This is a genomic window from Bacteroides sp. OM05-10AA, assembly GCF_003439055.1.
Taxonomy (GTDB): domain Bacteria; phylum Bacteroidota; class Bacteroidia; order Bacteroidales; family Bacteroidaceae; genus Bacteroides; species Bacteroides intestinigallinarum.
The window spans coordinates 218,360-233,858 of the sequence record NZ_QSUR01000001.1; the positions used below are offsets into that span (position 1 = coordinate 218,360).

Here is a 15,499-nt window from a genome sequence, read left to right on the forward strand (position 1 = left end):
ATAGTTGTAGCATACCATGAATAAAATTTATATTATATTACTGACAGTTTTCTTTTATAGTAATGTTTATTCACAACAGGCTTATTTTGTTGATGGGTATCATGGCGGAATATATGGCCATTATCCGGTGAAGTGGAAAACTCAGTTTATCGTAGATCAGCTATCTATGCATCCGGATTGGCGAATTTGTTTGGAGATAGAACCGGAAACTTGGGATACTGTTCGTGTGCAAACCCCTGAAGCTTATCAACAATTTAAGAGGGTTGTGACAAGTCGGCAAGTGGAATTTACGAATCCTACATATGCACAACCTTATTGCTATAATATTTCAGGAGAGAGTATCATTCGGCAGTTTCAATATGGTATAGCCAAGACTAATGCGCATTTCCCGGAGGTTGATTTTATTACTTATTCTGTAGAAGAACCTTGCTTCACAAGTTGTTTACCACAGATTCTTAAACAATTCGGTTTTAAATATGCTGTATTAAAGTGTCCCAATACTTGTTGGGGAGGGTATACTGCTGCGTATGGTGGCGAATTGGTTAACTGGATAGGGACGGACGGGACTTCTATTTTGACAGTTCCTCGTTATGCTTGTGAACAGTTGGAAAAGAACTCAACGTGGCAGACAACCGCTTGGGGGAATTCGGAAGCGTATTTGATGGCTTGTCGTGAAGCAGGAATAAAGCATCCGGTCGGCATGTGTTTTCAGGATGCCGGATGGAAAAACGGTCCGTGGATCGGAAGTGGAAAGAACACAAAAAATAATTCTATATATATGAGATGGAGAGATTATATAGAGAATATCTCCATCGGAAAAACTGATGATGATTGGCATTTCTCACAGGAAGATATGCGCGTAAACCTAATGTGGGGTAGCCAAGTGTTACAGAAGATAGCGCAGGAAGTTCGTACTTCTGAGAACAAGATTATCATGGCAGAGAAAATGTCTGTTATGGCTCATCTGAAGAATGGGTATACTTGTTTGAAAGCAGATATGGATGAAGCGTGGCGCACTTTAATGATGGCACAGCATCATGATTCTTGGATTGTGCCCTATAACGGATTGAATAGGCAAGGTACATGGGCTGATCAGATTAAACGATGGACTGATGATACGAATCGAATTTCTGATGGAATTATAGAAACGTCCATACAAAGCTTTGATGATCTGTCAGGTTCACAGCAAGGAGATATTAACCAGCAATGGGTACGGGTTTTTAACACTCTGGGAGTAGAAAGGAAAGAACCGGTGAGTGTTCTTCTTTCTTTAGAGTCAGAGAATTCGAATTTTGTCATTTGTGATTGGAAAGGTAAAGAGATAGGTTGTTTTGTAGAAAGTGAAGGAGAAAAGAAAAAAATGTTTTTTGAAGCAGAGATTCCTCCCTTCGGGTACTCCACGTATTGTATAAAAAAGAAAGAAGTAGGTAAAAAGATCGTTGCAGGAAGCAAAAAGGTTTCAGAAAGTGAGAAGGTTAATGAACAGGAATACATGGTTGAGAATGACATGTATAAGGTTGTTTTTGATTTATCGAAGGGAGGAGTTATCAAAAGCCTGATTGCTAAAAAAGAGGGGAATAAAGAATTTGTATGTCAAACAGGTGAGTATTCTTTAGGAGAGTTGCGAGGTTTCTTTTATGAAGAGGGAAAGTTCCGTTCTTCAACAGAAGCTCCGGCCAGATTGACTATATTGAGGGATAATATATATGAAAAAAAGGTAAAGATAGAAGGGGAGATTGCCTCTCACCCGTTTACACAGTTAATAACCCTTTCAAAGGGGATGAAACGGATTGATTTTGAATTGACGGTTGATTGGAAAAAGAATGTAGGTATTGGTGAGTATAAAGAAAATCATTGGAGTGGTAATCGCAGAGCTTTTTGTGATGATCGTTTTAAATTGAATATATTGTTTCCAACCGATCTTCGCTCTCCCCGTGTTTATAAGAATGCACCATTCGATGTGTGTGAAAGTAAACTCGATAATACTTTTTTTAATTCTTGGGATCAAATCAAACATAATATTATACTCAACTGGGTAGACTTAGCTGAACAGAAAGGGGATTATGCATTGGCTTTATTTTCTGATCATACTACTTCTTATTCTTATGGAGAAGACTTTCCGCTTGGACTGACAGCTCAATATTCGGGTGGAGGACTTTGGGGACCCGACTATAAAATTACAGGTCCTTTAAAAATGAAATATGCAATTATGCCTCATCGGGGTAAATGGGATAAGGCATCAGTAGCAAACAACAGTGATTGTTGGAATGAGCCTTTATTATCTTCTTGTTATTCGGTGGCAAAACCGGAATCAAAGTCGTTTATTAATTTACAAAATACCGGTTATCAGGTAAGTGCTGTTCATTTGGAAAATGGAAAGATCGTATTACGCTTGTTTAATTCAGAAGGTAACGAGAAATTACAGAAGGTCACTTTTGACATGCCGTTGTCCGGTGTGGAAGAGGTGGATTTAAATGGAAAATGTATCGAAAGAAAGAATATAAAAACACGTGCGGGAAAATCGGATATGATGATTTCGATGCCTCGTTTCGGTATTAGAACTTTCGTTCTGAGTTTGATTTAAATTTTTATTATATTGTTATGTATAAAGCGACTGCTAATCTTTTATTTGTTTGCTTTTTATGGTGGATGACGGGATGTTCGTCCACCAGTACGGTATCGGAAGATTTGGTCCCGACTGATTATGTAAATCCGTTTATTGGTGCCAGTACGAGTGTAGGGGCTGCGGGTGTATATCACGGACTAGGTAAAACTTTTCCGGGAGCTACTACTCCTTATGGTATGGTGCAGGTTAGTCCTAACACTATAACAGGGGGAGATAATGGTTCCGGATATAGTGACGAACATAAGACGATTGAAGGTTTTGCCTTTACACAGATGAGCGGTGTGGGTTGGTTCGGTGATTTAGGAAATTTCCTGGTGATGCCTACAACAGGTGAATTATATAAAGTAGCAGGGAAAGAAGATAATGATAGCATTAAAGGATATCGTTCAGCTTATAACAAAGTGACCGAGACGGCTAAGGCCGGATATTATTCGGTTGAGTTGACTGATTATCGTATAAAAGTGGAAAGTAGTGCAACGCCGCATTGTGGAATTTTACGTTTTACTTATCCTTCTAATGAGCGGTCTCGTATTCAGATTGATTTAGCGCGTAGAGTGGGAGGAACATCTACTTCCCAATATATTAAAGTAGTAGATGATCATACCATTCAAGGTTGGATGAAGTGTACACCTGATGGTGGTGGATGGGGTAATGGTGAAGGAAAAGCCGATTATACTGTCTATTATTATGCCCAATTCAGTAAACCTTTGACCGATTATGGTTTCTGGAGTGCGGATATTCCCGAAGATTGGGTTCGTAAACGTGATGAGGTGGTCAGTATTCCTTATTTGACTCGTGTTTCACAAGCTCCGGTCATCAAAGATAAGAAAGAATTGGAAGGTAAGCATTTGGGCTTTTTTACAGAATTCCCGACAAAAGAAGGAGAGACTGTAGAGATGAAAGTGGGTATCTCTTTCGTTGATATGGAAGGAGCTGCTAATAATTTCAAACAGGAAATAGCTTCTAAAGATTTAGAGCAGGTGAAGAAGGAAGCTACAGATTTGTGGAATAAAGAACTTAGTCGTATTCGAATATCTGGTGGTACGGAAGATGAAAAGACTATTTTTTATACTGCCATGTATCATACTATGATTGATCCTCGTATTTATACAGATGTGGATGGTCGTTATGTAGGCGGTGATTATAAAATACATACAACGGACAGTGCCTTCACAAAGCGTACTATTTTTAGTGGATGGGATGTATTTCGCAGCCAGTTTCCTTTACAGACTATAATTAACCCATGTCTGGTGAGCGATGAATTGAATTCATTGATTTCAATGGCAGAGCAGAGCGGGCGTGAATATTACGAACGTTGGGAATTTCTGAATTCCTATTCCGGTTGTATGTTGGGGAATCCGGCCTTGTCTGTTTTAGCAGATGCTTATGTAAAGGGAATTCGTACGTATGATGTAGAGAAAGCGTATCAGTATGCTGTTAATACTTCACGGCATTTTGGTAATGATTCATTAGGTTATATACCGGAACCATTAAGTATTTCGACAACTTTGGAATATGCTTACACTGACTGGTGTGTATCTCAAATGGCACAGGCGATGGGAAAAGATGAGGATGCCAGCTATTTTTACGAAAAAGGCCAGGCATATCATCATATTTTTGATAAAGAGAAAGGTTGGTTCCGTCCTCGTAAAGCGGATGGCTCATGGATAGCATGGCCTGAGAATGCACGTCTTAAAGAATGGTATGGCTGTATAGAAGCAAATTCTTATCAACAAGGTTGGTTCGTGCCTCATGACGTTCCGGGAATGGTGGAATTGATGGGTGGTAAAGAGAAAGTAATTGAAGATCTGATTCATTTTTTCAGTAAGACTCCTTCCAATATGTTGTGGAATGAATATTACAACCATGCTAACGAACCGGTACATTTTGTACCTTTCCTTTTTAACCAGCTTGCTGTACCTTGGCATACCCAGAAGTGGACACGTTATACTTGTGAAAAAGCATATGCTAATAAAGTAGAAGGTATCGTTGGAAATGAAGACGTAGGCCAAATGTCGGCATGGTATGTGTTGGCAGCTTCCGGTATTCATCCTTCTTGTCCGGGTAATACACGTATGGAGATTACAAGTCCGGTATTCGATAAGGTGGAATTTGCCTTAGATCCTGCTTATTATTCAGGAAAGAAGTTTACGGTGATCGCTCATGATAATAGTGTTGGTAATGTTTATATACAGAAAGCTTTGCTGAATGGTAAGGAATATAATAAATGTTATTTGGATTTTGCAGACATAGTGGCTGGAGGCACATTAGAATTGTTTATGGGTGATACGCCTAATACGGAATGGGGAATCTGATAGAAAATATCCTTTCGTTTTTGATAGAAAGTAACTTTAAAATCTTGGTAACACGATGAATAGAATAATTTACTATATTGTATCTGTTGTACTTGTTTTAGTGCAGACAGCCTGTACGGAACAGGTTACAAAAATGTCATTGAATAGTTCTGATCCCCGAATAGTTTGGGAGGTGAAACCACAAGCTGATTTAGAGAATGTAACTGGGGAACAGATATCTACTCCAGGGTTTGAAATACCGGAGTATGTGAAAGGTGTAGTTCCGGGAACTGTTTTCACAGCTTATGTTGAAGCAGGAATAGTGCCTGATCCTAATTATGCTGATAATATTTATAAAGTGGACGAAACTTTTTATAACCGTCCGTTTTGGTATCGTACAGAGTTTGAACTTCCGGATTCCTATTCTGAGGGAAAACGTGTATGGCTTCATTTCGATAATACGAATCGCTTTGCTGATTTCTATTTTAATGGAGAGAAGATATCAGGCACGAAAACATCTACTAAGGATGTAAGTGGTCACATGCTGCGTTCAAAATTTGATGTAACTCATTTGGTTAAAAAGTCCGGTAAGAATGCGATTGCTGTTTTGATAACTGATCCCGATCAGAAGAAGACACGTAAAGCGAAAGACCCTTATGGTGTTGCTTGTAGTCCTAGTTATCTGGCTGGTGCCGGATGGGACTGGATGCCTTATGTACCTGGGCGTTTAGCCGGTATCACAGGTAATACTTATCTGATGGTTACCGGAGATGTCGTAATGGAAGATCCTTGGGTACGTTCAGAATTACCTACTTTGCAAAAGGCTGAACTTTCTATTTCAACCAATGTCAGAAATGCCTCTTCCTCTCCTAAAAAAGTTGTTGTTTCCGGGGTGATTCAGCCGGGAAACATCTCTTTCTCCAAGGAAGTTCAGGTAGAAGGCGGAGCAACGGCAGGATTGTCTATCAGCAAGGAGGATATAGCACAATTGGTTATTGACCAGCCGAAACTTTGGTGGCCGAATGGTTATGGTGATCCTAATCTTTATACTTGCAAATTGACTTGTTCTGTTGACGGGGAGGTATCGGATGTGAAAGATTTGACATTTGGTATTAAGAAGTATGAGTATAAGATGGTTGATAATGTAGTTGGTTATCCTGTTTTGACATTCTTTATCAATGGACAAAAGATTTATTTGAAAGGTGGAAACTGGGGGATGAGTGAGTATTTACTTCGTTGCCAAGGGAAAGAGTATGAGACAAAAATCAGGTTACATAAAGAAATGAATTACAACATGATTCGTCTGTGGACAGGTTGTGTTACTGATGATGAATTTTATGATTATTGCGATAAATATGGGATTATGGTATGGAATGATTTCTGGTTGTACGTGGCATATAATGATGTGGCACAACCAGAGGCATTCAAGGCGAATGCCCTTGACAAGGTCAGACGTTTGAGAAACCATCCGTCTATCGCTATTTGGTGTGGAGCTAATGAGACGCATCCGGCATCGGATTTGGATAATTATCTGCGTGAGATGATTGCTAAGGAAGATCATAATGATCGTATGTATAAGTCTTGTTCCAATCAAGATGGATTGTCCGGTAGTGGTTGGTGGGGTAATCAACCTCCGAGACATCATTTTGAAACATCAGGTAGTAATTTAGCATTTAATACACCGGCTTATCCGTACGGAATTGACCACGGTTATGGAATGCGTACAGAAATAGGCACAGCTACTTTTCCTACTTTCGAAAGTGTGAAAGAGTTTATTCCGGAGAAAGATTGGTGGCCTCTACCCACTGATGAGCAGTTGAAGAATGATGATGATAATGTATGGAATAAGCATTTTTTTGGTAAAGAAGCATCTAATGCCAACCCTGTTAATTACAAGAATTCAGTCAATATGCAGTACGGAGAATCATCCGGATTGGAAGAATTTTGTGAGAAGGCTCAATTGTTGAATATTGAAGTCATGAAAGGGATGTATGAGGCTTGGAATGATAAAATGTGGAATGATGCTGCCGGACTCCTGATTTGGATGAGTCATCCTGCTTATCCTTCGTTTGTGTGGCAGACTTACGATTATTATTACGATCCTACAGGTGCTTATTGGGGAGCGAAAAAGGCTTGTGAGCCTCTACATATTCAATGGAATGCCTCTAATAACAGTATAAAAGTAATAAATACGACAGCCAAAGATTTGAAAGGGGCGACAGTCAAGGCTACGATTTACGACTTGAATGGAAAAGAGATTGCCACGTATGGGCAGACTAAGCGGGTGGATGTAACAGCTAGTAATATTGCAGAAGCCTTTACTTTGAATTTTAATCCTTTTAATCTGGCTTTTGGAAAAGAGGTAGTAGCTTCTTCCTCAACAGGTGATTCTAAAAAGGCTTCACTGGTGACTGACGGAGGTGCTGGTAGCCGTTGGGAAAGTGAATATAATGATCCTCAATGGATATACGTTGATCTTGGTAAGGAAGAAAAAATAGAGAATGTCATTTTAAAGTGGGAAACAGCCTGTGCCAAGAAGTACGCTTTACAAGTATCAAATGATGCAAAAGAGTGGAAAACTGTTTACGACAATAAGGATGGAAAAGGCGGTACAGAGAAAATAGATCTGGAATCTATAACAGCTCGTTATGTAAAATTAGAGGGTATCAGCCGTGCCACACAGTTTGGTTACTCGTTATTTGAGTTTGAAATCTATGGTGAGAAGCCGGAAGGAATAGAAGAATTAACCCCACTTCATTTCATTAAACTGGAATTGACTGACGCCAATGGTAATTTGCTGTCCGAAAACTTTTATTGGAGGAATGGTGTGAGAGACCTTGATTATACACAGTTGAATACACTTCCGGAAGCTGATTTATCTTGTCGGTTAGTGAACAAATTGACGGCTGATGGAAAGATGCAGGTAGCTGTAAAGAACAATTCCAAGAGTGTTGCTTTTGCCAATCGGATAAGATTAGTTAATAAAGTCACGCAAAAGCGTGTGCTTCCTGTTATCATGTCTGATAATTATGTGACATTGATGCCGGATGAAGAAAAAGTTATAAGTATAGAGGCAGCACCTGAATTACTAAAGGGTGGAGTGAGTGTACTGGTGAAACAGTATGGAAAAGCAGAGAAAAGTAAATTGGATATAATGGATTGATTACTGGGATTGTAGAGTAATCATTTAAAAGAATAATAGATAAATGGATAATAAAAGAAGTATGAAGATATTCTTGTTGTTATCTTTGATTTATGCGAGTTGCAGCTCTTTACAGGCACAGACATCAGTTCCACGGTTTGAAAAAGGAGAGCGTGTTGTATTTGTAGGAAATAGCATTACTCACGCAGGACATTATCATTCATTTATTTGGCTGTATTATATGACTCGTTTTCCTGACAAGCCGGTTACGATTATGAATGCGGGGATTGGCGGGGAGAGTGCGTGGGATATTAAAGATCGTTTGGATTATGATGTCTTTAATAAAAAACCGACTTATGTGGCCCTTACTTTTGGCATGAACGATACCGGTTATGATATTTATATGAAAGATAATGCCAGGGAGCTTTCGGAACGACAAGTTGCAAGATCATTGGAGAATTATCAGGGAATAGAACAACGATTGTTGGCCAAAAATAAAGTTACTAAGGTGTTGATCGGAGGTTCTCCTTATGACGAAACTTCCGGATTTAACAACTTTATTCTGCATGGAAAGAATAATGCTATTCTGAAAATTATAGATGCCCAACGTGCATCGGCAAGAAAGAATGGTTGGGGATTCGTAGATTTTAATTTACCGATGCGGAAAATAAGCGAGAGAGAGCAAGAGAGAGACTCTGCGTTTACTTTCTGTAGAATCGACCGAATTCATCCGGATAATGACGGGCAGATGGTTATGGCCTATTTGTTTCTGAAAGCACAAGGATTGACAGGGAATGAAGTGTCGTCCGTTTCTATTGATGCGCGTAATTCAGCTGTTGTAGCCAGTAAGAATTGTAAAATATCCAAATTGAAAAAGAACGGGGCTGATTTGACTTTCGACTATTTGGCAAATGCTCTTCCTTATCCATTGGATTCTATCCCGAGACATGGCTGGGGAAATAAAAGGTCACAACGTGATGCAATGCAATTGGTCCCGTTTATGGAAGAATTTAATCAGGAGCGTTTACAGGTGATTGATTTGGAAGAAGGTCTGTATCGATTGACTATAGGAGATCAGTTTATTGACAATCTTTCATCTAAAGAATTAGCTAGTGGGGTGAATTTGGCAAATTATCCGAACACTCCCCAGTATCAACAAGCTGCGAAAATTATGTATCTGAATGAAGAACGGTTTGAAATAGAGAAACGTTTCAGAGAATATTTGTGGACAGAGTGTTCGTTCTTGAAAAAAGAAGGATTATTGTTTGCAGATAATCAGCAAGCTATCGATAAACTAAAAGAATACCTACCTAAAGACATGTTTCTTAGAGCGAGTTATGATTGGTATATCAAAGCGATGCATCCGGAAATACGTAAAGTTTGGGATGATTATATGAAGAATATTGTAGAAACCATTTATAAAATCAATAAACCGGTCACTCAGAAAGTGAGGTTGACAAGAATTGAATAGCAACATCCTATTTGTAGGTAGTAAAAAACTCTTTAGGGGATACAAAATGAATAGACTAATTGGAAATCTTTTGTTATTGATTATGTTTTCTTCTTTTGCTTATGGAAGAAATGATATCAGTATAGTGAATTTGCGTTGTGATAATATGGAGACTCCGGTTGTTATTGAAAGCCAGCATCCGATTCTTCAATGGCAATTGGTGTCGAATCAAAGAGGAAAGAAACAATCGGCCTATCGTGTTATTGTATCTAGCAGTTTGAAATTATTGAATCAGGAGAAGGGGGATTATTGGGATTCCGGTAAAGTTAGTTCTTCAGAATCTATCATTGGTTATCAGGGGAAAAGGTTGTTATCTCAAATGCAACTTTATTGGAAAGTGATGGTTTGGGACGAAAATGATAATCCTACGAAATGGAGTGATGTGTCGAGCTGGAGTATGGGATTGTTGAATTCTTTTGACTGGAAAGCTAAATGGATAGGACAGATAAAAGATGTGTATCCGGATTCGACGCTTACCTTTTCGGCACCCTATTTTCGCAAAGAGTTTACTATTGAGAAAGCCATAAAGAAGGCTATGGTATATGTTTGCGGATTAGGCTTTTATGAGATGTATTTTAATGGGGATAAAATTGGAGATCAGGTCCTGGCCCCTGCCGTTACAAATTATGATAGGAGGTCATTGAAGAAACTTTTGTATCATTATGATGACCAGTCTACACAACGAGTGCTTTACAATGTATTTGATGTTACTTCTAATTTGGAAAAGCAGAATAATGTAATTGGAGTTGTGTTGGGCAACGGTTGGTATAATCAACGAGATCGTATTGTGGAAGGCTATATGTGGTATGATGTTCCCAAATTGCTGTTGCAGTTAGAGATTGAATATAAAGATGGAAGTAAAGAAACTATTATTTCTGATCAGTCATGGAAAACAACTACGGGTCCTATTTTGCATGATGCTATATTTACAGGTGAGATTTATGATGCTCGTCTTGAATTAGGTTCATGGAATCAAGCAGGTTATGATGATTCGGCTTGGAAATCGGTATTGTCTGTTCGTCCTCCCACGGGAATGTTACGAGTACAAACAGTTCCATTTACCAAAATAATGGGAACGGTGGATACCTATTTTGAACAGGCAAATGATTCTTTGTTTGTTTTTACTTTGCCTGAAACTGTTGCAGGCTGGTGTGAACTCTCTGTGAAAGGCCAGGCTGGAGATACTGTGAAGCTACGTTTTATTAGTGATGAAGGGTTGAGTTATGGTCAAGAAGACATGTATATACTACGAGGTGGACAGAACGAAAGATGGGAACCCAGATTTACTTGGCATGCTTTTAAGAAAGTTGAGGTGACTGCAACACAAGGTGTCGAGATCTCAAAACAGAGTATACGAGTGAAGTCCATTTATACGGATATTAGGAATACGGGGAGCTTCGATTGTTCTAACCAGCTTTTTAATAATATTTGTCAAGCTTATAACCGCACGATGCAGGCTAATTTTAAAGGGATCATAAGTAGTGATCCGCATCGTGAACGATTGGCCTATACTGGTGATGGACAGATTATTACAGAAAGCCTGCTTTATTCGTATGATATGACTTGTTTCCTTAAAAAGTTTATTAGTGACATTAGTGATGCAAGCAATAAGAATACAGGATATGTACCGCATACTGCACCCTTTGGTGGTGGAGGTGGTGGACCAGCATGGGGATCAGCGTATGTGATTATCCCATGGAATTATTTCTGCCATTATGGTGATACCACACTTTTAGAGGAGCATTATTATGGTATGAAACATTGGATTGAATATCTTAGTACACGAACTGATGATAAAGGAATAGTGGTACGGGAGGAACCAAACGGGTGGTGTTTGGGTGAATGGTCTACTCCCCATAATGTGATTGAAATTCCGGCATCTTTAGTGAACACGGCATATTTTTATCATGTCACTTGCATTATGGCGAATATAGCGAATTTTTTGAATAAGAAAGAGGATGAAGATGAGTTTCATATACTTACCCGAACAATTAAGAAAAATTTTAATATTGCATTTTATAATGAAGTGACTCATCATTATTGGGAAGGTAAGCAGGGAGCTGATGTATTTGCATTAGCATTCGGACTTGTCCCGGACAGTAATCGTGAGAAAGTATTTACTGCTTTGTTGAAACATTTGGAGAAGATTAACTATCATTTTGATACAGGTATACTTGCTACTCCGCTTTTATTGCAAGTTTTGACGGAGAATGGTAGAGCAGATCTTGCTTATAAGATTATGAATCAGCGTGATTTCCCCAGTTATGGATATCTGGCTGATAAGAAAAATAATACGCTTTGGGAAACGTGGAATGGTGATGGAAATGATGAAGGTTGTGGACACTGTCATCCGATGTTTGGCAGTGTGGTAGCATGGTTTTATAATTCATTAGCTGGCATAAAACCCGATTTATCGAATCCGGGAATGAAACATTTTTATGTTGAACCGGTGATAGTTACCAGTTTGAAATATTGCAAAGCTACATATGATAGTTTGTACGGTAGAATTTGTTCGAATTGGAAAATAGATGAGAACGGAAATCTGAATCTTCAAGTAGAGATACCTACAAATACATCGGCTACGGTAACGATTCCTGATTGGGGTAGTGGAATGGTGATGGAATCAGGAAGACCTGTAAGTGAAATCAGTAATATTGTAATGAATAAAGTTAATCCGTCTCGAATGGAAGTTGCATCGGGCTCATATAACTTTGTCATTCTTAAATAAGCCATAAAAAATAGAATATGAATAGTATGAAACGATTGTTGTGTTTAGTTTGCTGTTTCTGTTGTCTATCAGTGATAGTATATGGAAATAAAAAAACGCCGTCTTTTTATTTGGCGGAGTTAAAATGTGAAAATCTGATTGATCCTTTGGGGATCGATAATGTAACTCCTCACTTTAGTTGGAAATTAAAGGGTGATGGCTGGAAAGGTGGACAAACTTATTATGAAATTCAAGTAGCTTCGGACAGTGTTTTGTTGGCACAGGGTAAAGCTGATTTATGGAATACCGGGAAATTGAAATCTGACGCTTCTGTAATGGTTCCTTACCAAGGGAAAACGTTAACTTCTCGTTCTTTATGTTATTGGCGAGTGCGTGTTTGGGATTCTAAAAAACAAGTGTCACCATGGAGTCCTGTCGCTCGTTTTGGAGTTGGCATTTTGGATAAGTCGCAGATGCAGGGTGATTATATAGGGTCTTCTGCCGAAGGTGGCAAGATTTGTGCTCCAATTCTGCGTAAAAAAGTGAGATTGACCCGAGGAGAAATTGCTTTCTTGCATGTAAATACGTTGGGTTATCACGAAATCTATGTCAATGGAAGAAAGGTAGGTGAAGATGTACTTACGCCTGCTGTTTCACATCTGACCAAACGTTCATTGATTGTTACCTATGATATTACTCCTTATTTGAGAGAAGGAGAAAATGATTTGTTAATCTGGTTGGGACAAGGATGGTATAAGACAACTACTTTTGGAGCTGCTTATGAGGGGCCGTTGGTGAAAGCAGAATTAGATGTTTTGAAAAACGGTCGATGGGAAGCCGTGGCTAAAACAGACCATACATGGACTGGGCGTGAAAGTGGTTATTCGGATACGGGTACTTGGCGAGCATTGCAGTTTGGTGGTGAGAGGGTAGATGGCAGGATTCTTCTTCGGGATCTTTCATCAGAGGCTTTGGATAAGATGAAATGGACACCTGTGGTAATAGTGAAAGTTCCTGATCATATTACTTCACCTCAAATGTGTGAGGTGAATAAAATTCATCAGATACTACAGGCTGTTTCCGTGAAGAAATTAGGTGAAGGAATGTGGCTGGTAGATATGGGAAAGGTCCAGACAGGATGGTTTGAGATGCAGATGCCTATATTACCTTCAGGTCATGAGGTTACTATGGAGTATAGTGATAATCTGACGAAAGACGGTGAGTTTGACAAACAAGGTGAAAGTGATATTTATGTATCTGGTGGTACACAAGGCGAATATTTCAGAAATAAATTCAATCATCATGCTTTTCGATATGTGCGTATTTCTAATCTTCCGCAAAAACCGGAAACTGAATGGATGAAATCCTTGCAGATTTATGGAGACTATAAGCAGGCTACTACTTTTGAGTGTTCGGATGCCGACTTGAACGCTATTCATAATATGATCCAGTACACAATGAAATGCCTGACTTTTAGCGGCTATATGGTAGACTGTCCACATTTGGAACGTGCAGGATATGGTGGTGATGGAAATTCGTCTACTATGTCTTTGCAAACTATGTATGATGTAGCTCCAACGTTCGAAAACTGGATACAGACATGGGGAGATTCCATGCGTGAAGGAGGAAGTTTACCGCATGTTGGTCCTAATCCTGGTGCTGGTGGCGGTGGTCCATATTGGTGTGGATTCTTTGTACAGGCTCCTTGGAGAACGTATATCAACTACAACGATCCTCGACTGATTGAGAAATATTATTCTCAAATGAAAGAGTGGTTTAAATATGTTGATAAATATACGGTGGATGGTTTGTTGAAACGTTGGCCTGATACAAAATATCGTGACTGGTATTTAGGTGATTGGTTGGCACCAATGGGAGTGGATGCTGGTAATCAAGCTTCTGTGGATCTGGTAAGTAACTGTTTCATCAGTGAATGTCTGGGTACTATGTATAATACTGCTTTGAAATTAGGTAAAAAAGAAGAAGCGGAGGAATTTGCTTTACGTAGGGAAAAACTCAACAAACTGATTCATCTGACTTTCTATCGTGCGGATGAAGGTATTTATTCTACTGGTTCACAATTGGATATGTGTTATCCTATGTTGGTAGGTGTTGTTCCGGATTCTTTATATAACAAAGTGAAAGATAACATGATAGCTATCACCGAAGAAAAGCATAAAGGGCATATTGCAGTCGGTTTGGTGGGAGTTCCTATCCTGACAGAGTGGGCTATTCAGAATAAAAAAGTGGATTTTTTCTATCAAATGTTGAAAAAACGTGATTATCCGGGGTATTTGTATATGATTGACCACGGTGCAACGGCAACTTGGGAATACTGGAGTGGAGAGAGAAGTCGTGTACACAACTGTTATAATGGTATCGGTACTTGGTTCTATCAAGCGGTAGGAGGAATACGTCTTGATGAAGCTGAACCGGGTTATCGTCATTTCTATGTTGATCCTCAAATTCCAAATGGAGTGACTTGGTCGAAAGTGACAAAAGAGTCACCTTATGGAACGATTACCATTAATTGGAATTTGAAAGATGACCAGTTGCGTCTTCGATTAATAGTTCCTGTTGGAACAACTGCTACAGTTTGTATTCCCGATAATGCTGTTTCATGTAAAATGAATAAAAAGAAAGTAAGCGTTAAAAAGCAAACTGTTGCCATAGAAGCTGGAGATTACGATTTTGTTTTTGGTCTGAAGAAACTATAAATAAACTCATATTTGGGGAAGATTTCTATATCTTCCCTTCCATTATAAAATTAAATTTTTCTTTCATTTATTTTCGTTCCGAAACTTGCTTTGATCAGAATACAAAGATAATGTCGGGAGGAGGTAGGAACAATTTGTCTGTTTTATATCAGTCACTACTTAATTTGTAGATAAATAAGTTTTGTTTCATTAGAGATAAATATCTAATCTCCTGTTACCAAACTTCTTTTGGATTATTTGTAATCTATAATTGCAATTATAGTTTATACACAGGTAATGAGAACTTTACTTTTAGCGGACAGAAATTTTTGTATCTAGGAACAATAACTTTATAGTTAATAGATTAGATTCTTACTACCTCTATTCTTTTTTTTATGCGATATATTTTTTGTTTTCTTTTAGTGGTTTTACGCTTCTTAGGTGTTCTTAGTATAAGTTTCAATAGATAATAGATGTAGGTAAAAAGTTAGGATTGGCGTTTGAATTTCCACAATAATCCTCCG

General features: G+C 38.7%; 6 protein-coding genes. All 6 read left to right on the forward strand.

What is annotated here, in order from left to right; genetic code table 11:
• Positions 1–16: 16 nt before the first annotated feature.
• The 6 genes from DXB58_RS00815 (at position 17) to DXB58_RS00840 (ending at position 14,996) form a co-directional block, all read left to right on the forward strand.
• A complete protein-coding gene (locus tag DXB58_RS00815; RefSeq protein WP_122135587.1) occupies positions 17–2,584 on the forward strand; it encodes a glycoside hydrolase family 38 C-terminal domain-containing protein in 2,568 nt (855 codons plus the stop codon).
• Between the two features lie 17 nt (positions 2,585–2,601).
• Positions 2,602–4,941, forward strand: coding sequence for a GH92 family glycosyl hydrolase (locus DXB58_RS00820; RefSeq protein ID WP_122135588.1), 2,340 nt, complete (start codon positions 2,602–2,604; stop codon positions 4,939–4,941).
• A gap of 133 nt (positions 4,942–5,074) precedes the next feature.
• Entirely contained in the window at positions 5,075–8,083 is a 3,009-nt protein-coding gene (locus tag DXB58_RS00825) for a discoidin domain-containing protein (RefSeq protein WP_369906966.1), read from the forward strand.
• 43 nt (positions 8,084–8,126) lie between these two features.
• A complete protein-coding gene (locus DXB58_RS00830; protein ID WP_369906961.1) occupies positions 8,127–9,533 on the forward strand; it encodes an SGNH/GDSL hydrolase family protein in 1,407 nt (468 codons plus the stop codon).
• 46 nt (positions 9,534–9,579) lie between these two features.
• On the forward strand, positions 9,580–12,300 hold the full coding sequence (locus DXB58_RS00835; protein WP_122135590.1) for a family 78 glycoside hydrolase catalytic domain: 2,721 nt from the start codon (positions 9,580–9,582) through the stop codon (positions 12,298–12,300).
• Between the two features lie 17 nt (positions 12,301–12,317).
• Positions 12,318–14,996 (forward strand): family 78 glycoside hydrolase catalytic domain, encoded by a 2,679-nt coding sequence (locus tag DXB58_RS00840; RefSeq protein ID WP_122135591.1) that lies wholly within the window; start codon positions 12,318–12,320, stop codon positions 14,994–14,996.
• The last annotated feature ends 503 nt before the right edge of the window (positions 14,997–15,499 follow it).